19 protein-coding genes are annotated in these 20,322 nt (G+C 70.7%); 7 read left to right on the top strand and 12 right to left on the bottom strand.

Annotated elements, in window-relative coordinates; genetic code table 11:
* The first annotated feature begins 4 nt into the window (after positions 1 to 4).
* From mmsB to AC069T_RS29230, 3 genes are all read left to right on the top strand, one after another.
* Positions 5 to 1,249, top strand: a complete 1,245-nt coding sequence (mmsB, locus tag AC069T_RS29240) for a multiple monosaccharide ABC transporter permease (protein ID WP_478785606.1) — start codon at positions 5 to 7, stop codon at positions 1,247 to 1,249.
* Positions 1,250 to 1,389: 140 nt separating this feature from the next.
* Positions 1,390 to 2,535 (top strand): aldose epimerase family protein, encoded by a 1,146-nt coding sequence (locus AC069T_RS29235; protein ID WP_478785605.1) that lies wholly within the window; start codon positions 1,390 to 1,392, stop codon positions 2,533 to 2,535.
* Positions 2,536 to 2,752: 217 nt separating this feature from the next.
* A complete protein-coding gene (locus tag AC069T_RS29230) occupies positions 2,753 to 4,360 on the top strand; it encodes a pyridoxal phosphate-dependent aminotransferase (protein ID WP_478785604.1) in 1,608 nt (535 codons plus the stop codon).
* Positions 4,361 to 4,587: 227 nt separating this feature from the next.
* On the opposite strand, the gene AC069T_RS29225 is transcribed toward AC069T_RS29230, so the two are convergent.
* Complete coding sequence (locus tag AC069T_RS29225; RefSeq protein ID WP_478785603.1) at positions 4,588 to 6,024, bottom strand: family 43 glycosylhydrolase; 1,437 nt, start codon at positions 6,022 to 6,024, stop codon at positions 4,588 to 4,590.
* Positions 6,006 to 6,983, bottom strand: coding sequence for an arabinan endo-1,5-alpha-L-arabinosidase (locus AC069T_RS29220; RefSeq protein ID WP_478785602.1), 978 nt, complete (start codon positions 6,981 to 6,983; stop codon positions 6,006 to 6,008). Before AC069T_RS29220 ends, AC069T_RS29225 begins: the two co-directional genes overlap by 19 nt.
* Positions 6,984 to 7,206: 223 nt before the next feature.
* Here AC069T_RS29220 and AC069T_RS29215 point away from each other — a divergent pair, with 223 nt between their 5' ends.
* Positions 7,207 to 7,962: an intradiol ring-cleavage dioxygenase gene (locus AC069T_RS29215; RefSeq protein ID WP_478785601.1), complete on the top strand. Its 756-nt coding sequence runs from the start codon at positions 7,207 to 7,209 to the stop codon at positions 7,960 to 7,962.
* Here the strand turns inward: AC069T_RS29215 and AC069T_RS29210 are convergent.
* Positions 7,937 to 8,422: an ATP-binding protein gene (locus AC069T_RS29210; protein ID WP_478785600.1), complete on the bottom strand. Its 486-nt coding sequence runs from the start codon at positions 8,420 to 8,422 to the stop codon at positions 7,937 to 7,939. The two genes, AC069T_RS29215 and AC069T_RS29210, sit on opposite strands and share 26 nt — an antisense overlap.
* 130 nt (positions 8,423 to 8,552) lie before the next feature.
* Here AC069T_RS29210 and AC069T_RS29205 point away from each other — a divergent pair, with 130 nt between their 5' ends.
* Both AC069T_RS29205 and AC069T_RS29200 read left to right on the top strand, forming a co-directional pair.
* Positions 8,553 to 9,392 (top strand): helix-turn-helix domain-containing protein, encoded by an 840-nt coding sequence (locus AC069T_RS29205; RefSeq protein WP_478785640.1) that lies wholly within the window; start codon positions 8,553 to 8,555, stop codon positions 9,390 to 9,392.
* Entirely contained in the window at positions 9,389 to 9,637 is a 249-nt protein-coding gene (locus tag AC069T_RS29200; RefSeq protein ID WP_478785599.1) for a DUF397 domain-containing protein, read from the top strand. Before AC069T_RS29205 ends, AC069T_RS29200 begins: the two co-directional genes overlap by 4 nt.
* A gap of 33 nt (positions 9,638 to 9,670) precedes the next feature.
* Here the strand turns inward: AC069T_RS29200 and arfA are convergent, their stop codons facing one another.
* The 9 genes from arfA to AC069T_RS29155 all read right to left on the bottom strand — a co-directional run bounded on the left by arfA (position 9,671) and on the right by AC069T_RS29155 (position 18,831).
* Positions 9,671 to 11,179, bottom strand: coding sequence for an arabinosylfuranosidase ArfA (arfA, locus tag AC069T_RS29195; protein ID WP_478785598.1), 1,509 nt, complete (start codon positions 11,177 to 11,179; stop codon positions 9,671 to 9,673).
* A 98-nt stretch (positions 11,180 to 11,277) separates the two neighbouring features.
* Complete coding sequence (locus tag AC069T_RS29190; RefSeq protein ID WP_478785597.1) at positions 11,278 to 12,249, bottom strand: arabinan endo-1,5-alpha-L-arabinosidase; 972 nt, start codon at positions 12,247 to 12,249, stop codon at positions 11,278 to 11,280.
* Entirely contained in the window at positions 12,246 to 13,115 is an 870-nt protein-coding gene (locus AC069T_RS29185) for a carbohydrate ABC transporter permease (RefSeq protein ID WP_478785596.1), read from the bottom strand. Before AC069T_RS29185 ends, AC069T_RS29190 begins: the two co-directional genes overlap by 4 nt.
* Positions 13,112 to 14,071 (bottom strand): carbohydrate ABC transporter permease, encoded by a 960-nt coding sequence (locus AC069T_RS29180; RefSeq protein WP_478785595.1) that lies wholly within the window; start codon positions 14,069 to 14,071, stop codon positions 13,112 to 13,114. Before AC069T_RS29180 ends, AC069T_RS29185 begins: the two co-directional genes overlap by 4 nt.
* The gene (locus tag AC069T_RS29175; RefSeq protein ID WP_478785594.1) at positions 14,068 to 15,414 is read right to left on the bottom strand and encodes an extracellular solute-binding protein; all 1,347 of its coding nucleotides are present in this window, start codon (positions 15,412 to 15,414) and stop codon (positions 14,068 to 14,070) included. Before AC069T_RS29175 ends, AC069T_RS29180 begins: the two co-directional genes overlap by 4 nt.
* Before the next feature lie 252 nt (positions 15,415 to 15,666).
* The gene (locus tag AC069T_RS29170; protein ID WP_478785593.1) at positions 15,667 to 16,521 is read right to left on the bottom strand and encodes an SMP-30/gluconolactonase/LRE family protein; all 855 of its coding nucleotides are present in this window, start codon (positions 16,519 to 16,521) and stop codon (positions 15,667 to 15,669) included.
* Positions 16,518 to 17,291, bottom strand: a complete 774-nt coding sequence (locus AC069T_RS29165; RefSeq protein WP_478785592.1) for an IclR family transcriptional regulator — start codon at positions 17,289 to 17,291, stop codon at positions 16,518 to 16,520. Before AC069T_RS29165 ends, AC069T_RS29170 begins: the two co-directional genes overlap by 4 nt.
* Before the next feature lie 137 nt (positions 17,292 to 17,428).
* Positions 17,429 to 18,676, bottom strand: a complete 1,248-nt coding sequence (locus AC069T_RS29160; protein ID WP_478785591.1) for a PucR-like N-terminal domain-containing protein — start codon at positions 18,674 to 18,676, stop codon at positions 17,429 to 17,431.
* 2 nt (positions 18,677 to 18,678) lie between these two features.
* A complete protein-coding gene (locus AC069T_RS29155; RefSeq protein ID WP_478785590.1) occupies positions 18,679 to 18,831 on the bottom strand; it encodes a hypothetical protein in 153 nt (50 codons plus the stop codon).
* 262 nt (positions 18,832 to 19,093) lie between these two features.
* Here AC069T_RS29155 and pgfA point away from each other — a divergent pair, with 262 nt between their 5' ends.
* Positions 19,094 to 20,125, top strand: a complete 1,032-nt coding sequence (gene pgfA, locus AC069T_RS29150; protein WP_478785589.1) for a cell envelope lipid trafficking protein PgfA — start codon at positions 19,094 to 19,096, stop codon at positions 20,123 to 20,125.
* Positions 20,126 to 20,322 lie beyond the last annotated feature (197 nt).

Here is a 20,322-nt window from a genome sequence, read left to right as displayed (position 1 = left end):
AGGGATGAGCACGAATGTGACCGCCAAGAGCCCCGCGCCGGCTCCCGCCGGCAAGGGCGGACCGGCGGAGGGCGACGGCCTGCTGCAGCTGATCATGGACGGCATGCGCCGCAACATGCGGCAGTACGGGATGCTGATCGCTCTCGGACTGATCGTCGTCCTGTTCGCGGTGTGGACCGACGGAGACCTGCTGCTGCCGCGCAACGTCTCCAACCTGGTCCTGCAGAACAGCTACATCCTGATCCTCGCGATCGGCATGATGCTCGTCATCATCGCCGGCCACATCGACCTGTCGGTCGGCTCGCTCACGGCGTTCGTGGGCGCGGTGGCGGCGGTGCTGATGGTCGAGCACGACGTGGCCTGGCCGGTCGCCGTGGTGCTGTGCCTGGCGCTGGGCGCGGTCGCCGGGGCGGTGCAAGGGTTCTTCATCGCGTATCTCGGCATACCGTCGTTCATCGTCACCCTCGCCGGGATGCTGCTGTTCCGCGGTCTGACGGAGATCTTCCTGGAGGGCCAGACGCTCGGCCCGTTCCCCGACGGCCTCCAGAAGGTCGCCAACGGCTTCCTGCCCGAGGTCGGCCCGGACACCAACTACCACAACCTCACGCTGCTGCTCGGCTTCGCCGTGATCGCCTTCGTGGTGATCCAGGAGGTCCGTGACCGCAGGCGGCAGCAGGAGTTCGCGCTCGACGTGCCGCCCGCCAAGCTCTTCCTGCTGAAGCTCGTCGCGCTGGTCGCGGCGGTCCTCACGGTCACGATGATGCTGGCCAGCTACAAGGGCGCCCCCGTGGTGCTGATCATCCTCGGCGTCCTCGTCGTCGGCTTCGGCTACGTGATGCGCAACGCCGTCATCGGACGCCACGTGTACGCGATCGGCGGCAACCTTCCCGCGGCCAAGCTGTCCGGTGTGCGGGACAAGAAGGTCACCTTCCTGGTCTTCCTCAACATGGGCATGCTCGCGGCCCTGGCGGGCCTGGTCTTCGCGGCCCGCTTCAACGCGGCCTCTCCCAAGGCGGGCGTGAACTTCGAACTCGAAGCGATCGCCGCGTCGTTCATCGGCGGTGCGTCGATGAGCGGCGGTGTGGGCACGGTCCTCGGCGCGATCATCGGTGGCGTCGTCCTGGGCGTGCTGAACAACGGCATGAACCTCGTCGGCGTCGGCAGCGACTGGCAGCAGGTCATCAAGGGCCTGGTCCTGCTGGCCGCGGTCGGCTTCGACGTGTGGAACAAGCGCAAGGTCGGTTCGTAAGCAGGCGAGAGAGCCGAAGGGGCGCGTCGGTGCCGGGACGGCGAACGCGCGAAGGCCCGCAGGGCCGAGCACGGTCGTCGGCCCGGCACCGGCCGGGGCGCCCCGGAGGCGAACCGAGCCGCAACCAGAGGGAGCCGCACATGGAAGCAAGCAGACGCACCGTCATCGCGGCGGCCGCCGCCGCGGGACTCACCGCCGCCACGGCCGGCACGGCCCACGGCGCGGCCGGCCGGAAGCCGGTGAAGGAACTCTTCGGCAAGCTCGCCGACGGCACGAAGGTCCACCGCTGGTCGCTGGAGAACGGCGGCACGCGGCTGAAGGTCCTGTCGTACGGCGGCATCGTCCAGTCCCTGGAGATTCCCGACCGGCACGGCCGCCACAAGAACGTGTCCCTCGGCTTCGACAACATCGAGGACTACGTCGCCTCCAGTCCGTACTTCGGCGCGCTCATCGGCCGGTACGGCAACCGCATAGCCAAGGGCAGGTTCACGCTCGACGGCAAGGCGTACCAGCTGTCCGTCAACGACGGGGAGAACAGCCTGCACGGCGGGGCCAAGGGCTTCGACAAGCGGGTCTGGGACGTCGAGGGCTTCACCTCCGGCTCCGACGTGGGACTGGTGCTGCACCACACGAGCGTCGACGGCGAGATGGGCTACCCCGGCACGCTCCGCGTCAAGGTCACCTACACCCTGACCCGGCACGGCGACTGGCGGATCGACTACGCGGCCACCACCGACAAGGCCACCGTCGTCAACCTCACCAACCACGTGTACTGGAACCTGGCGGGCGAGGGCAGCGGCTCGGTCTACGACCACGAGCTGAGCATCGCCGCCTCCCGCTACACCCCCGTCGACTCGGGTCTGATCCCCACCGGCGAGCTGGCGAAGGTCGCCGGCACCCCCTTCGACTTCCGCCGGACCAAGACCGTCGGCGAGGACATCCGGGAGGCCGACCAGCAGCTGCTGTACGGCAAGGGCATCGACCACAACTGGGTGCTGGACAAGGGCAGCACGGCCAGGCCCGTGCAGGTCGCCGCCCTGCGGGACCCGTCCTCCGGCCGCACCCTGAAGATCGCGACGACGGAGCCGGGGCTCCAGTTCTACTCCGGCAACTTCCTGGACGGCACGCTCGTCGGCACCGGGGGCCGCATCTACCGGCAGGGCGACGCGCTGTGCCTGGAGACGCAGCACTTCCCGGACTCGCCGAACCAGCCGTCGTTCCCGTCCACGGTGCTGCGGCCCGGTCAGACGTACCGGACGACGACGGTGCACTCGTTCGGGGCCTGACGGTCCCCGCGACGCACCGCACCACGACGGCTCCCGGGCACCTGACGCCTCTCGAGGCCCTTCGGTTGCCCCGGGTGCCGGACTCTCACCGAACACACACGAGTTGAACAGCGCCACCTCCGTGTCCGTATGAGAGGGCGGCCCGTGCTCCCCCGCACGGGCCGCCCAAGACGGCGGGCCGGACCTCCCCACCGGGCCCGCCCCCTACGGAGGTTCCATGGCCGACAACGTCACCTCGCTGTTCCGCAGCACGGCGGCGCACAGCCCCTCGATGGCCGCGCTGACGCGTGAGGGCGACGGGGCCGGCCCGGTGGACTTCTGCATCCCGTGCAACCCGTACTTCCCCACACCGGCCATGTTCGACGAGCTGGCCGGGCGGCTGCGCGAGATCATCACGTACTACCCGAGCAGCGCGGACACCATCACGGCCGAGCTGTGCAGCCTGCTCAGGCTGCCGCCGCAGTGCGTGGCGATGGGCAACGGTTCGACGGAGCTCATCACCTGGATCGACCATCTGCTGGTGCGGGAGTCGCTCGCCATTCCCGTCCCCACCTTCGGCCGGTGGACCGACCAGCCGATGGAGACCGGCAAGCGCGTCGACATGTTCCCGTTGCAGGAGTCCAGCGGCTTCGCCCTCGACCTCGCCCAGTACGCGGAGTTCATCCGCGCCCGCGGCTCGCGCGTCGCCGTCATCTGCAACCCGAACAATCCCGACGGCGGCTTCCTGCCGCGGCATTCGGTCGTGCAGTTCATGGACGCGATGGCCGACCTGGACCTGGTCATCATCGACGAGTCGTTCCTGGAGTTCGCCGACGCCGAGTCCGAGCCCAGCGTGGTCGAGGACGCCGTGATGCGGCCCAACGTCATCGTGCTGCGCAGCCTCGGCAAGAACTTCGGCCTGCACGGCATCCGCTTCGGCTACCTGGTCGCGAACCCGGCGCTCGCCGGCAAGGTCCGCACCATGCTGCCCAAGTGGAACCTGAACTCCTTCGCGGAGACGGTGGTGTTCATGCTCAAGGAGCACGGCGCCGAGTACCTGGAGAGCCTGCACATGGTCCGCCGGGACCGGCTCGACATGGCCCGCCACCTCTCCGCCCTGCCCGGCCTGACGGTCTACCCGTCGCAGGGCAACTTCCTCTTCGTGCGGCTGCCGGTGGGCGCGGAGGGCACCGTGGTCCGGGACCGGCTGCTCACCGAGCACCGCATCCTGGTCCGCGAGTGCGGCAACAAGATCGGCTCGTCCAGCCGCTTCCTGCGGCTCGTGGTGCGCCCCCAGGTGGACGTGCGTCGCCTGGTGTCCGGCCTGGAACAGGTGCTCTACGGGACCAGGAGGGGAGCCGCCGTGCCCGAGCAGGGCATCAGCTACAGCTCGGGCACGGCGGCGGTGGACCGGCTGGTCGGCGCCACGAACGGGGCGGGCACGCAGGGCCTTGCGGCGCAGGCCGACGCCTGGCCCGGACAGGCTCCCGGCGCCATGCCGGGCCTCGCACCGGCCCCGGCACCGGCCGCGGTGATGCCGGCCCCGGCGGCGGCGATGCCCGCGATGGCACCGGCGCCCGCCGGGGGTCTGACGGCCGTCGCCCAGACCGGCATGCCCGGCCCGGCCGCCGCCGCGCAGGCTCCGCAGTACGGCGGCACGGACACCTCGTACGGCGGCGCGGACACCTCGTACGGTGGCAGGGCGACGGGGCTGGGCGCCGCGGGAGGACTGACCGCCGCCCAGGTCAGGGGCTACACCCAGCCGCCGCCCGCCCAGCCGCCGCAGGCCCAGCCCCAGCCCGCCGGCTGGCCGGCGGCCGGCCCCGTGTACCACCAGGTCGGCTAGGGCCTGTCGTTTGGATCAGGCTGGCTATGACCGACGGTTCGTCCTGACCGACCCGAGCGGGGTCTGGCGCGTACAGCTGCAAGGCGGAGGAGGGAGTCGACGCGGAGCGTCGGCGACCGACGACAACGCCGCAGATGTGCGTGCCAGACCCCGCGACGCCGGCATGATCCAAACGACAGGCCCTAGCGACGGGGCGGGAGGCGACCACCGCCTTCCTCCCGCGCACGCTAAGCCGGGGTGAGTCTCCACTGCTGGCAGGTGTTCCCCAGCCACGACCACTGCCGTACGTCGGCGGCGTCGGCCGTGGAGCAGTCGGCGACGTCGGCGACCTTGCCGCCGGCCTGGTTCACGACCCGCACGAAGCCGCCGTCCGTGACGACGAACCGGAAGCGCTGGCAGGTGTTGTCGAGCCAGGACCACTGGCGCAGGTCGGCTCCGTCGGCGCTCGAACAGTCGGCGGTGTCGAGCACCTTCCCGGAGGCGACGTTGACCAGCCGGCTGGTGTCGTCCCCCTGGTCCTGGACGCGCCACTTCAGGTTGTTGCCGCCGCCGCACGTGTACTGCCGGACGTCGGCGCCGTCCGCGGTCGAACTCCCCTCCACCCCGAGGCACTTGCCGCTGTTGCGGTTGGTGAGGGTGTAGGCCGTCGCGGCGGACGACGGTTCCCCGGAGGGTCCCGTCAGGGCCGCGCCGAGCGCCACCGGCGTACCGAGGTCCGGCGAGCCGTCGGCGTTCCAGGTGAACTTCTGCGCCCGGGTCGTGCGCCCGTTGTCGCAGCCCTCGGAGGCGGAGTCGTTGGCGTGGTAGACGATCCAGCTCTCGGTGCCGTCGGGTGAGGTGAAGAAGCCGTTGTGCCCCGGGCCGTACACGCCGGCCGCGTCGTTGCGCTGGAAGAGCGGGGTCGTCTTCTTCGTCCAGGACGAGGCGGCGAGCGGGTCCGGGCCGGTGAGCGCGAGCTGACCGAGCTTGTAGTCGGCGGTCCAGCAGCCGCTCGCCGAGTAGACGAGGTACGTCCTGCCGTTGCGCTGGAGGATCTCCGGCCCCTCGTTCACCGGGCCGCCCGACTTCTCCCAGGAGTGGACCGGCGTGGAGATGGTGGAGAAGGAGCCGCTGACCGTGTACGGGTTGGACATCCGGGCCGCGACGATGTTCTGGGTCCCGCCGCCGTTCGCGCTGCCGAACAGATACAGACCGCCGTTGACGCTCGCCACCGTGGGGTCGAGCATCCAGGCGCTGTTCAGCCGGTTCTTGTAGGTGTACGGGCCCATGGGGTCGGCGCCCGCGCTCTCCAGGACGTGGGTGCGCTGGGTCGGCACGTAGTCGGAGACGTTCTGTCCCGCGACGTAGTACAGGTACCAGTGGCCGCCGGAGTAGTGGAGCTCCGGTGCCCAGATGTTGCAGCACCGCGAGGCGGCGTCGCCCTGCCAGACCTGCACGCTCGGCGCGGTCGCGAGCCCGGCCAGCGTCGCCGACCTGCGCATGGTGATGACGCTGCTCCAGCTCGTCGTCACCAGGTAGTAGTTGCCGTCGTGGTACGTGATCCAGGGGTCGGCCCCCTTGACCGCCTTGACGGGGTTGGTGAACGTGGCGGCGCTCGCCGGGGACTGCCCGAGGGACAGGGCGAGCAGGAGCGCCGCCAGCAGGGTCAGTAGGCGACGGGCCATCCGCTGCTCCAGTTCAGGAGGTTGACGCCGAGCTTGGGCGTCCCGTTGTCGTTGCCGTCGTAGTAGTGGTAGACGATCAGGTCGCCGTCCGAGTCCGCCATGACCGACTGGCCGCCGGGGCCGATGTACCGGCCGTGCGACTCCAGGACGGGGGTGCCGCCGTTGTTCGTCAGGGCGACGCCGTTCTTGTCGTAGTAGGGACCTGTGACACTGGTGGCCCGGCCGACCTTGACCTTGTACGTGGAGCCGGTGCCGTTGCAGCACGTGTCGTACGAGGCGAACAGGTAGTAGTAGCCGTTGCGTTTGACGACGAAGGGCGCCTCGACGGCCTTCGTGCCGGTGGGGCGGGACGCGATCGAGTAGCGGGTCGTGCTGCCTGCCAGCTGCTTGCCGGTCGCCGGGTCGATCCGGATCATCTTGAGGCCGGTCCACCAACTGCCGAACGAGAGCCACCACTTGCCGTCGTCGTCGACGAAGAGGTTCGGGTCGATGGCGTTGTAGTCGCTGGCGGTGGTGGAGGTGTAGACGGTCCCGTAGTCGGTCCAGGAGCCCGGCAGCCCGGTCGTCGAGGCGGCGAGGCCGATGGCCGACCTGTTCGACCCGAAGGTCGAGACGGCGTAGTACATCAGGTACTTGCCGCCGTGGTAGGAGATGTCGGGCGCCCAGGCCTCGGTGGCGTAGGACGACCACCAGCCGGGTTTGGTGGTGAAGGCGTCGGATCCCGAGCTGAACGCGACGCGGTCGGTGGAGCTCCGGAAGCCGAGCCCGCCTCCGGTGGCGTAGAGCAGGTAGCGGCCGGCAGAGGTGCGGACCATCGTCGGGTCGTGCACGACGACACTGCCGGTGACCGTGCCGGGGTTGGGGTAGGCCGAGGCCGTACTCGGGACGAGGGCGAGCAGGACCGCGGCGGGGAGGGAGAGGAGTGCGGTCCTGCGGGAGGTGCGGGAGGTGCGGCTCACGCTGACGCTCCTTGAGGTGGGGGACACGGCTATCCGTTCGCTATTTCGAACGGCGATCGTGACTTCGGACGGAACGTAGAATCGAACCCCTTGCGCGTCAATGGTTCACGCAGCAACGAACGTCAACGACTTCAACTTGCCTGTCCTGCAACGCACTTGACGAAGCGTCACTTTGCCGAACTGACAGCCCGCGGACAGCTTCCGCTTCTACGGTGCCGTGTTCATGACAGACACTTCGAGCACCAGCCCGATCGGGCGCCGGACCGTACTGATCGCCACCGGCGCCACGGCCGCCGCCCTGACCGTGGGCGCCGCCGCGCCCCGAACCCCCACGGCCGATGCGGCTCCCGCGGCCGCCGCGGCCGTCTGCACCCTCACGAAGGAGATGACCGAAGGCCCCTACTACCTCGACGGACAGCTCGTCCGCGCCGACGTCACCGAGGGCAAGGCGGGCGTCCCGCTCAAGCTGGCGCTCACCGTCGTCGACGACGACACCTGCGTCCCGCTCGGCAACGCGCTGGTCGAGATCTGGCACAGCGACGCCCTCGGCGAGTATTCCGGTTTCGTCGGCAACAACGGCCACGACGAACCGGACGACGGCACCTTCCTGCGCGGCGGCGTACTGACGAACTCCGCCGGCGTCGCGAACATCACCACGATCTACCCCGGCTGGTACCGGGGCCGCTGCGTGCACATCCACGTCAAGGTGCACACGAACGTCATGCTCACCTCGGACGGCTCGTTCACCGGAGGTCAGGAACTCCACACCGGTCAGCTGTTCTTCAGCGAGACGACCACCGCGAAGGTCGCCAGGGTCTCGCCGTACTCGACCAACACGGTCACTCGCACCACCCTCGCCCAGGACTCCGTCTACGACGACGGAGGCGCCTCGTCCGGCCTCCTGACCCTCACCGCCCTGGGCAGCTCCGCCTCCGCCGGTTACACCGGCACGCTCACGCTGGGCGTCGAGCGGAGCTGACGCGCCGCCCGCCGCCCGGCAGGTCGACCTCGGCCCGTACCGTCTTGCCGGGCGGCGGTTCCCGGTCCACCACCTCCCACCGGTCGGCGAGCGCGCCGACGAGCAGCAGACCGCGCCCCGCCTCGTCGAGCGGCCCCGGCGCCCGTACGTCGCCGGGGCCGGGCGGACGCGGGCCCGTACACGTGTCGGTGACCTCGACGCGGACGCTGCCGGGGACGAGCGAGAGCCGCAGCTCGAAGTCCCGGCCCGGCACGCGTCCGTGCGTCACCGCGTTGGCGGCCAGCTCCGCGACGATCACGGCCACGGCGTCCGAGGTGTCGCCGCCGTACGGGACACCCCAGGCGTGGAGTTGGTTCAGGGCGAGGTACCTGGCCAGCCGGGCACCCCGGGGCGTGGCGCTTAGCCGCTGGGTGAACATACGTACGGTGACCGGGCCTGGGCGCGTGGGCGGTGCGTTCATGCGCCCAATCTGGCGGGCCCGGGGCCCGCTTCACCAGGTCCGCGCCGCGTACGCCGCGCGAGCGTACGCGGTCACGGGCTGGACAGTACCGGTGACTGCCCGTGACCATAGGCGCGGGAGGTGACCGGTGGTGGTCGATGGAGCGGTGGGTGCGGGCGGGAGCGAGCCGGAGTCGTCCGACAGTCTGCGGACGTTCGGAGCGGTCGTCCAGGCGTTGCGCGAGCATGCGGGACTGAGCCGGGAGGAGTTCGCGGACCTGGTCCGGTTCTCCAAACACACGGTGGCGTCGGTGGAGTTGGGCCGCCGGATGCCGGACCCGGCGCTGGTCGACCGCGCGGAGGCGGTACTGGGCAACACGGGCGCGTTACGGAAGGCGGCGGGCCACCTGGCACGCCAGCCGGGACTGGCGGCGTGGTTCCGGCAGTGGGCACGACTGGAGGCCGTGGCAATCACACTGTGTACCTACGAGTGCCGGTTGATCCCCGGGTTGTTGCAGACGGAGGCGTACGCACGGCAGCTGTTCGACGATCAGCTGCCACCCCTGCACAACGAGCAGATCGATGTGCAGTGGGCGGCACGCGCGAACCGTCAACGGCTGCTCCTCGAACGGCCGAACACGACGTTCAGCTTCATCCTGGAGGAGCAGTTGTTCCTCCGGCGCACCGGTGGAGTGGAATGCACCCGCGAACTGCTCTTCCATGTCCTGGAGATGGCGGGCCTGCGGAACATCGAGATCCAGGTCATGCCCATACTGCGGGAGTCGCATGCGGGTTTGGCGGGACCCATCCAGCTGCTGGAGACGCCGGACGCCAGGTGGTACGCCTATAACGAGGGCCAGCGCGGCGGCCTGCTCTTCACCGACTCGAAAGAGGTCAGCGTCCTCCAGAGGAGGTATGCCAGGATGCGTTCGCAAGCTCTCACCTTCGAAGACTCCGTGAGCCTGTTACAGCGGATGCGAGGAGCCTTATGAGCACCAGCGAACCGACCTGGTTCAAGTCCAGCTACAGCAGCAGTGGTTCGGGGGATTGCGTCGAGGTCGCCATCGCATGGCGCAAGTCGACGTACAGCAGCAGCGGCGACGGCGACTGCGTAGAGGTCGCCCTCACCCCCGCCACCGTCCACGTCCGTGACTCCAAGGACCCGCAGGGGGCCCGGCTCGCGCTCTCCCCGGCCGCCTGGGCCGCCTTCGTGTCGCGGCCGGCGGAGTCCGCCTGACGTTGGCGGGCTCCGCCGGCCGGTGTCCGGGGGTCAGGCCAGCCGGATCACGTTCCAGGACAGCGGCTCCAGCACGGCGTGCAGCGTGCCGTCCCGAAGGGTCGTGCCCTCGACGGGGTGCGGCGCCACCCGCTCCGGGTCGGCGAGGGTGTTCCTGGCCTCCGGGTCGGCGTCCGCCAGCGCGCTGTGCTCGACAACCGAGGTCAACCGCAGTCCGTGCAGGGCGACTTCGAGGGGCAGTGGTTCGCGCTGGCTGCGGTTCACCGCGAAGACGGTGACGGAGCCGTCCTCGGCGCGCACCGCGGTGGCGTGCAGCAGGTCGGCCTCGCCGTACTTGCTCGTCTCGTACACCGGCGAGTCGACCCGGACGTCGAGGACCCGGCCGCGGCCGTACTTCGAGGCCTGGGCGAAGGGGAAGAACGTGGTCTGCCGCCAGGCCGGCCCGCCCGGCTCCGTCATGATCGGCGCGATGACGTTGACGAGCTGGGCGAGGCAGGCGACGGTCACCCGGTCCGCGTGCCGCAGCAGCGCGATGAGCAGGGAGCCGAAGACCACGGCGTCCGTGACGGTGTACCGGTCCTCCAGCAGGCGCGGCGCCTCGGCCCAGTCGGCCCGGCTGACCTCGGCGTCCGCCCGGGAGAGGTACCAGACGTTCCACTCGTCGAAGGAGAGGTTGATCCTCTTCTTCGACTTCAGGCGGGCGCCGACGTGGTCGCAGGTCGCCACCACGTTGTCGATGAAGGACTCCATGTCGACGGCCGACGCGAGGAACGAGTCGCGGTCGCCGTCGAGTTCCTCGTAGTAGGCGTGCAGGGATATGTAGTCGACCAGGTCGTACGTCTCCTGGAGCACGGTCGCCTCCCACGCGGCGAACGTCTCCATGCTCTGGCCCGAGGAGCCGCAGGCGACCAGTTCCACGTCCTTGTCGATCTGCCGCATCGCGCGGGCCGTCTCGGCGGCGAGGCGTCCGTACTCCTCGGCGGTCTTGTGCCCGGTCTGCCAGGGCCCGTCCATCTCGTTGCCGAGGCACCACATCCGGATGCCGAACGGGTCCTTGTCGCCGTGCGCCGCCCGCAGGTCGGACAGCGCGGTGCCCGCCGGGTGGTTGGCGTACTCCTGGAGTTCGAGTGCCTCGGCGACGCCGCGTGTGCCGAGGTTGACGGCCATCATCGGTTCGGCCTGCGGGCCGATCTTCTTGAGGAAGGCGATGTACTCGGACAGGCCGAAGCGGTTGGTCTCGGTGGAGCGCCAGGCGAGGTCGAGCCGGCGGGGCCGGTCCTCGACGGGGCCCACCGAGTCCTCCCACTTGTAGCCGGAGACGAAGTTGCCGCCGGGGTAGCGGATGGCGGTGACGCCGAGTTCCCGCACCAGGTCGAGGACGTCCTGGCGGAGGCCCGCCTCGTCGGCGGTGGGGTGCCCGGGCTCGTGGATGCCGGTGTAGACGCAGCGGCCGAGATGTTCCACGAACGAGCCGAAGATCCGGGGGTTCACCTCACCGACGGTGAAGGCGGGGTCGAGCGTGAAGCGTGCCGTGTCGTGCATGGTCGCCTTTCGGGACGGGTGTTCTTGTTTCGTCGGCGGGTGCGGGTGCGCCGTGGCTGAGCGCGCCGGGGCCGCACCTTGGTACGGCCCCCCTGCTGCTAGGTGACGCGGGGCCAGCCGTCTCCGGCCCAGCGCAGGCGGTTGAGGCCGAGCTTGGGAGTGCCGGCGTCCTCCGCGTCGTAGTAGTGGTACGCCAGCCAGTCCTGTCCCCGGTCGCGGAAGACGGACTGGCCGCCCGTGCCGACGTATCTGCCGTGGCCCTCCAGCACCAGGTCGCCGCCGCCTTCCAGGAGCGGGGTGCCCTCGCTGTCCAGGTACGGGCCGGTGACGCTCGTCGATCTGCCGACGCGGATCCTGTACGTGGAGTTCACGCCCGCGCAGCAGGTGTCGTAGGAGGCGAAGAGGTAGTAGTAGCGGCCGTGCCGGACGATGTCGGGGCCTTCCACGGCGTACGGGGCGTCGGGGCGGGTCGCCAGGTGGCGGACCGTGGCGCCGGGTACCGCCTTGCCCGTGCGCGGGTTCAGCTCGACCATGCGGATGCCCGTCCAGTACGAGCCGAACGTCATCCACAGCCGGCCGCGGGACCGCACGACCGCGGGGTCGATGGCGTTCCAGGAGTCGGTCGTCTCCGAGGCGAACACCTTGCCGTGGTCGGTCCAGGTGCCGGGGAGGCCGGAGCGGGAGGTGGCCACGCCGATCGCCGAGTGGTTGGTGCCCCAGGAGGAGACGGCGTAGTAGAGCCAGTAGCGGCCGGCCCGGTAGGAGAGGTCGGGGGCCCACGGGTCACCCGTGTCGTTGTACTCGTACCACCAGCCCGGCGGCTCGGCGAAGGCGTTGCCCTCGTCCGTCCAGTGCACCCGGTCCTTCGAGAGGCGGGCGCCGATGACGCCGCCGGTCGAGTACGCCACGTACTGGCCGGACTTCAGCCGCGCGACGGTCGGATCGTGGATGATCTCCTGGCCGTCCAGGGGCAGCGGGTCGGGGTAGTTGGCGGCGGCCTGCGCCGTGCCCGGCAGGAGGGCGAGGGCCGCCGCCGTCAGTACGGCGGTCAGCGCGGTGCGGATGCTCACTGGCCCGCCAGTCCCGTGTGGGCGACGCCCGCGACGATCTGGCGCTGGAAGAAGACGAAGACGAGGACGAGCGGGAGTCCGGCCATCAGACCGCCGGCCATGAGCTGGGCCCACTGGATGCCGTAGGAGTTCATGACGGTCGCGATGCCGTTCGGCATGGTCATCAGGTCGGGGTTGTTGGTCACCATGTACGGCCACAGGAAGTTGTTCCAGGACGCGATGAAGGTGAAGATGCCGACCGCGGAGAGGGACGGGCGCGACAGCGGCACGATGATGGTGAAGAAGACCCGCCAGCGGCCCGCCCCGTCGATGAACGCCGCTTCCTCCAGCTCGCGCGGGATGCCCTGGAAGAACTTGTAGAGGATGTAGACCATCGCGGCCGGCGCGCACTGCGGCAGGATCATGCCCCAGTAGGTGTCGACCATCCCCATCTGCTGGACGGTGGTGAACAGCGGCACGCCGAGAACGGCGGGCGACACCATGAGGCCCATCATGACGAGCCCCAGCAGCGGGCCCTTGAAGCGGAACTCGGTGCGCGCGAAGCCGTAGCCGGCGAGCGCGCTGACCAGCAGCACGACGGCCGTGACGCAGACGGACACGACGAGCGAGTTCACGAACCAGTTGGTGATGTTCCCGGTCTCGAAGATCGCCGACCACGCCTGGGTCGTCCACACCTCCGGCAGCCAGTGCGGCGGCACCTCGACGGCCTCGGTCTCCGACTTGAGCGAGGTGAACAGGGCCCAGGCCAGGGGGGCCGTCCACACCGCGGACAGGGCGACCCCGAGCAGGGTCAGGACGATCTGACTTGCGGTCCAGGGTTTCCTGATCCGGGAGTTGGCCCCGGCCCGTATCTGCGTTGCGGTCATCGCACGCCCTCCTCACGCTTGCGCAGCAGCCACATCCGGCCGACGGCGACGGACGCGATGATCACGAAGAAGATGATGGAGATCGCGGAGGCGTAGCCCACGCGGTAGCTGGTGAAGCCCTCTTCGAGGGTGTACTGGACGAAGGTGCGGGTGCTTTCCTCGGGCCCGGGGCCGAAGTCGTAGATCACGACGGCCTGGTCGAAGACCTGGAGCGAGGCGAGGATCTGGAGGGCGACGACGAGTCCGGTGATGTTGCGCAGCATCGGCAGGGTGATGTGCACCATGCGGTGCCAGGCGTTCGCGCCGTCCAGCTTCGCCGCTTCGTAGAGGTGCGCGGGGATGCCCTGGAGGGCGGCGAGGTAGAGCAGGAAACTGAAGCCGACGGTCCACCAGAGGGTGGTGATGACGACGGCGAGCATCGCCGTGGACTTCTCGGTGAGCCAGGGGGTGTCGGTGCCGAGGACGTGGTTGACCATGCCGGTGCCGGGGTTGAACAGCCACTGCCAGAGGTTCCCCGCGACCGTGGACGGCAGCAGGAACGGGGCGAAGAAGCACAGCCGCCACAGCCACTTGGCGCGCTCGATGTGGTGGGCGAGCATCGCCATCACGAAGGCGAGGACGGTGATGCAGGGCACCACCAGCAGGGTGAAGTAGGCGCTGTGGCCGAGGGAGTCCCACACCAGCGGGTCGCCGAAGGCCTCGCGGTAGTTGTCCCAGCCGACGAAACCCGCCCCGACGCCCGAGACGTTGGCGTCGGTGAAACTCAGGTAGACGCCCCGCAGGACCGGCCAGATCACGAACAGGGCGAACAGCGCGAGGAACGGCGCGACGAACCAGCCGCCGTGCTGGAGTCCCCGGCCGAAGCGGGCCCGGACGCTGTCCGTGTCCCCGGTGTCGGCGGAACGTACCGACTGCGGGGCGGGGGCGAGCGCGGCCCCGGCACTGGTCGTCGTCATGCGGTCCCTCCCTGCGCGGCGGTCCGGCCGTCCATCGGGTTCTTCATGGCCAGCAGCTGTTCGAGCACGTTCCTCATGCGGTGCGCGGCCGCGGCCGGTTTCGTGGAGCCGAGGTTGGAGGAGGCGACGACGGGCCCGATGCGGGCGGCGAGCGTGCCGGTGGAGCCCGCGAACCACGCCTTCGGCTCGGTGGCCTGGTGGTCCATGGCCGAGACGTACTCGCTCTGCGGGGTGAGCTTGCGGTAGGCGGCCGATTCGAGGGTCGGGGTGTAGGCGGGGATGTGGCCGCCCGCCGCCCAGGCGACGGCGTTCTTGACGATGTAGGCGGCCAGCTCGTGCGCGGCCTCGTTCGCGGAGCCGCCCCGGGCCGACTGGTGCGGCAGGACGAAGGCGTGCGACTCGGCGTGGGTGGCCTGCCTGCCGAAGACGGCGGGCAGCGGGCTCGCGCCGTACTCGATCTTCGCGCCGGAGTAGACGGGCACGGACCAGTTGCCCTCCCAGACGAACGGCGAGCCGTTCATGAACTGCTCGGCGTCGGCCGCCCCGGCGACGGCGTACCCGTCGGTGACGTGCCGGCGCAGGAACTCCAGGACCTCGGTCGCCCGGCCCTCGTCGAAGACGACGTCCGTCATCGCCGGATCGAAGTAGCTCCCGCCGAGCTGGGCGTAGAAGGTGACGAAGAACCACCAGGCGAAGTTCTGGTCGTTGGCGTGGATGCCGATGGTCTGCAGGCCCCGCCTGGTGGCCTTCTTCGCCGTCCTGAGCGCGTCGAACCACTCCTTCGTGGAGGTGATCGGCACGATCCGGCCGTCGTCGCCGAGGAGGCCCGCCTTCTTCAGGACGTCCTTGCGGTAGAAGGTCAGCTGGGCGTGGATGTCGAGCGGGAGCGCGTAGAGCTTTCCGTCGACGACGGCGCGTTTCCACAGCGCCGGGCTGAAGTCCTCCTCGCGGATGCCGTACCTGGCGAGCAGCTCCGTGTCCCAGGGGTCCAGGAGCCGGCCCGGTGCGAAGCCGGCGACGCGTCCCAGGTGCATGACGCTGAGGTCGGGTGCGCGGCTCCCGGAGGCCGCCATGGCGAGTTTGGTGTAGTAGGGATTGCCCCACTGGAGGGTGGAGTCCTTCACGTCGATGGCCGGATTCGCCTTACGGAAGGCGTCCAGCATCGCGATCATGTTGTACCCGTCGCCGCCGCTGAAGAGGTTCCAGTAGCGGACGCGTGTGCTCGCATCGGAGGCGAGTGCGTCCGCGCCGGTGCCGAGCGCGGCGAAGCCGAGGCTTCCCGCGACCGTCAGTCCGCCCAGTCCCGTCAGGATGTGCCTGCGATTCAGGCCAGGTCGTCCCATGCCCTGCCCTTACTGTTCGAGATTTCGTCAGGTGCTCGTAACTTCGAACGGGACCGTAAATTCGAAGCGCGTGCGCGTCAATGCTTTGCGCAGAACTTCCGAACAACGTGCGGGATACCGGACGTTGGGCCACGGCGGGGCGGGCGCGGAGCGGGTGCGGCGGGGCGGACGCCGGGCGGGCACACCGGGCATGCCGAAACCCCCGTCCGGACGGTGCCGGGCGGGGGCTTCGGGGCAGTCGGACCGGCCGGACTAGCCGGCGAACGCGGGCTGCGGCAGCCCCTTCCCGGCGCCGGGGACCACCAGCACCGAACCGCACAGCGGGTGCGGCGCCCGAAGTCCCGTACGGGCCGTGGTGATGTACAGGTCGGTCAGGCCCTCCCCGCCGAACGCGCAGGCGGTGGGACGCGGAACCGGCAGGTGCACGACCCGGTCCAGCTCGCCGGACGGCGTGTAGCGGCGCACCGCACCGCCGTCCCACAGGGCCACCCACACACAGCCGTCGGCGTCGACGGTGAGCCCGTCGGGGAAGCCTGCGCCCTCCTCGATCACCGCGAACGGCCTCCTGCCGCCGGGCAGTTGCCCGCCGTCCAGGTCGAAGACGTCGATCCTGCGGGTCGGCGAGTCCACGTAGTACATCAGCCGGCCGTCGGGGCTCCACCCGGTGCCGTTGCTGACGGCGACGTCGTCGAGGACGGTCCGCACGGTGCCGTCGGGGGCGATCCGGGACAGCGTGCCGCCGCCCGGTGCCTCGTCGTAGCGCATGGTGCCGGTCCACAGCGAGCCGTCGGGAGCGACGGCGGCGTCGTTGCCGCGGCGGCCGGGGACGGGCTCGCGGTGCAGCCAGCGGAAGCCCTCCCCGGTGCCCGGCGGCCCGTACAGCGCCACGCCGTCGCGGAGGTTGACCACCAGACCGCCGCCCGCCCGCGGCTTGGCGGCGCCCACGTGCTGCTCGGTGACCATGACCGTGGCACGGCCGGTCACCGGGTCGTACGTGTGGACCCGGGAGCCGAGGATGTCGACCCAGACCAGCCGCCGCGCGGCGGTGTCCCACGTCGGCCCCTCACCGAGGGCCGCGTACGCGCGGACGGCGACCTCGGCGCTCATCCCACGCTCCGGTGGCCGAGCCGCTCGGACAGCTCGGCGGCGCCCTTCGCGGCCAGCTGCTCCAGCTCGCCGAGACGGTCGTCGCTCCAGCGGATCATCGGGACGGAGATGGAGAGCGCGGCGACGACCTGCCCCGTGCGGTCCCGCACCGGGGCCGCGACACAGCTGACGTCCGGGTTGGACTCCCGGTTCTCCACGGCGACACCGCGCCGGCGGATCTCGGCGAGGGCCTCGCGCAGGACGGCGGGATCGGTGATGCTGTTCGGCGTCATCGCGGGCAGCGCCGAGTCGCCCGGGACGCGCGAGCTCAGTTCGGAATCGGGGAGCGAGGCGAGCAGCATCTTGCCGACGGAGGTGCAGTGCGCGGGCAGCCGGCGTCCGGCGGCGGAGACCATGCGCACGGCGTGCGTGGAGTCCACCTTCGCGATGTAGATGACGTCGGTGCCCTCCAGGATCGCCACGTGCACGGTCTCGTCGCAGGTCTCGGCGACGGAGCGGGCGACCTGCTGGCCCTCGGCCGCGAGGTCCAGCTGCTCGGCGTACCGGCTGCCGAGCTGGTACGGCCGCACCCCGAGCCGGTAGCGTCCGGGCTGGCCCGGCACCTGCACGATGTACGAGCGTGCGGCGAGCGTGGTGACCAGCTCGTGCACGGTGGTGCGCGGCAGCTGGAGTCTGCGCACGATGTCGGGCGCGGAGAGCGTGCCGTCTCCGTCCAGGAAGAGCTCGAGTATGTCGAGAGCGCGGGTCACGGCAGGTACGAGGCGTCCCACGAGCGGCCCCTCCCTTGTGTTCGATATTTCAACAGACGATCGGGATGACGAACACAGGCTAGTCATAATGGGGTGGGCCGGGCAATGGGCGGGGTGGGGGACGGGGCCCGGGCGGAGGCCCGGGCCGGTCGGGACCGTCACCGTCTGTCTCGCGGTGCCCCCACCTCGCCCCGTAACCGCTGGGCCCGCAGGACGAGTTCCAGTTCGAACCGGCGGTCCGGGTCGTCGACCTCGTCGCCCCACAGTTCCCTGATCTGGCGGAGGCGGTAGCGGACGGTCTGCGGATGGACCCCGAGCCGGGCGGCGACCTCGGGGGCGCCGCCGCGGGTCTCCAGCCACGCCAGCATCGTCTCCGCGAGGCGGCGGCCGTGCGTCGGACCGCAGTGCGCGAGGGGAGCCAGGCAGCGCAGCGCGAGGTCGTCGATGAGCTCCTCGGGCTGGAGGAGAACCAGCGCCTCGGTGTGCTCCGTGCAGTGCAGCACCTCGCCGCCCGGCAGCAGCCCCCGCTCCATCAGCCGTACCGCCGCCTCCGCCCAGCGCAGCGACTTCGCCGCGTCCACCAGCGGCACCGGCGGCCCGATCGCGCCCGCCCAGCCGGTGAGCGCGCGGTGCAGCAGCTCCGGCCGGCCCGCCGCGTCGGGCTCGGGCACGACCATGCGGGGCTGCTCGTACTCCATGTCGAGGAGGACACCCTGGCCCACGGCGGGGGCGACGGCCTCGCGGGCCGGGCGCACCAGCACCCCGACGGCCACCCTGGCGGGCAGCGGCCAGCCGATCCGGGCGGCGCGCTCGGCGAGCGCGTCGGTGGGGTCCCCCCGGCTGTGCTCGGCGAGGAGCAGCTCCATCAGCCGGCGCTGGAGCCGCAGGCGCTCCCCCGCCTGGCGGGCGGCGGCCTCGGCGTACCCGCGGACGGACTGGTCGACCAGCCCGTCGAGGTACTCGTAGCCCGCGTCGACCAGCTCGTACATCGCCGGCGGCGGGATCTCGACCCGCTGCCCGATCTCGGCGAACCGGCGCCAGGCGAGGCGCACCCCGAGCCGGTAGATCGCCTGGAGGGAGTCGAGGCTGCGGCCGTTCAGGCCCTCCCCGCGGCCGAACTCCTGGAAGACCTCGGGGTGGACGCGCGGGCGGCCCTCGGCGGTCTCCAGGTGCTGGACGAAGACCTCGATCGCGCGGCGGATGCCGATCAGCGCCATCGGTTCGCCGGAGTCGTCCAGGACGACGGGCAGCTGCGGGTACTCCCGGCGGATCTCGCGCAGGATCTCCTCGGCGAGCACCGGCGCCTCCGCCAACGCCAGGGCGGCGAACTGCCGTACCTTCAGGCGCGGAACGTCACGCCAGGCCGAGCGCGCGGTGACCGTTCCCGTTCCTGGGCGGGAGGTCACGGTCAGTGCTCCCGGGCGGCATGCTCGTACGTGATCAGCGGGCTGTTCGGCTGGTCCGGGGTCGCGTCGAGCAGCGCCACGATGCCGAGGGCGGCGCCCACGGCGAGGGCGGCGGCGGCCACGACGGTCAGCGCGGCGGCGAGCAGTCTGGACATCGCAGGGTCAGCCTCTCTGTCGGAGGTCGTCCCCACCCCGGTCGCCCGCACCGGCCAGGCCGTGCGGTCCTGCCCCACGCCGGCCCCGTCCGGCAAGTGCCCAGTCTCGACAATGCATTGACACTTCGTCAAGGGTGCGCCTACGGTTCCCGGCCCATACCGCACGTGCACTTTCCCTCCCGGTGTCGACGCACGCGTATCAGCGCGTATCACCCCGAACCACGCGTGTGCCGAGCCGAACCCGAGCCACTGGAGTGCCCGGATGCGCCGGACCGCCCGCCCGTCTGCCGACCGCCACCCCTCAAGGAGGTTCTTCGGGCCGCACCCGCCGGTCGCCGTCTCCCTGATCCTGCTGGGCCTCGGCACCTTCCTGCTGGTACTGGCCCCGATGCTCGCCTGGTACGTGCAGCCGCGCGCCGCCGTCAACCCCGTCGACATCGACACCACCGCGATCTACACCGGCACCGGCAGAGTCTTCGACGTCGAGAAGGTCAGGACCGTACCGGGCCGGCGGATCACCGTCACCCAGCGGGTGCGCGGCGACGTCGCCGACAGCGAGCGCAGCGGCAGGGCGGTCTGGGACGTGACGACGACGGTCGACACGGACCAGTCGCTGCCCGCGGCCGACCCGCACGACGCGCTGGAGTTCATGCCGCACCGGTGGGTCACCGACCGCAGGACCAACACGCCCGTGCACTGCTGCCGGGAGAAGCCGCGCATCGAGGGCGAGGCCTACCTCAAGTTCCCCTTCGACGTGCAGAAACGCGACTACCGCTGGTGGGACAACTCGCTCGGCGGGACCGTCACCCTGCACTACCGGGACACCAGGAAGGTCCAGGGGTACGAGGGTTACCGCTTCACCGGCACCGTGCCCGCGACCCGGACCGGGACCCGCCTCGTGCCGGGCGCCGTCGTGGGCCTGCCCGGGCGCAGCCAGGTCCTCGCCGAGGAGTGGTACGCCAACCACCTCGTCGAACTCGTCGTGGACCAGAGCACCGGCCGCGTGCTCTACGCGCAGGTCGGCCCGCGCAAGACGCTGCGCGCCCCCGGCGCCGCGAAGGACGCGGCGGTGCTCCTGGACAGCGAGAAGCTCGCGTTCACCCCGAGGACCCAGCGGGAGCAGGTGCGGCAGGCGAAGGACGAGAGCGGCCAACTGCGCATGCTGGGGCGGACGCTGCCGGCGGGTTCCGCGGTACTGGGCCTCCTGCTCGCCGCCACGGGTGCCGTTTTGGTGCTGCGCGGGCGAGCACGTCCCGATTCGCCCGGCTCCTCCCCTTCGACCCTCACGAAGTGATGTGCCGCCGGCTCCACAAACCCCGGAAATTGTCACGTCGGTGAGTAGCAGCATCGAACCGTCAGGCGAAAACTGTCCACCCCACCCGAACACAGCCCGCTCACACCCCACCACGGACCGCCCCCGCAATCCCCCACGAACCCGGCCGAACGCCAGAGCCCGACCCGCAGAACCGAGACAGGCACCCGCTCCACCCA

This window comes from Streptomyces sp. NPDC043867 (assembly GCF_056435845.1).
Note: the sequence above shows the minus strand (reverse complement) of the source record. Positions and strands in the feature narration are given on the sequence as shown.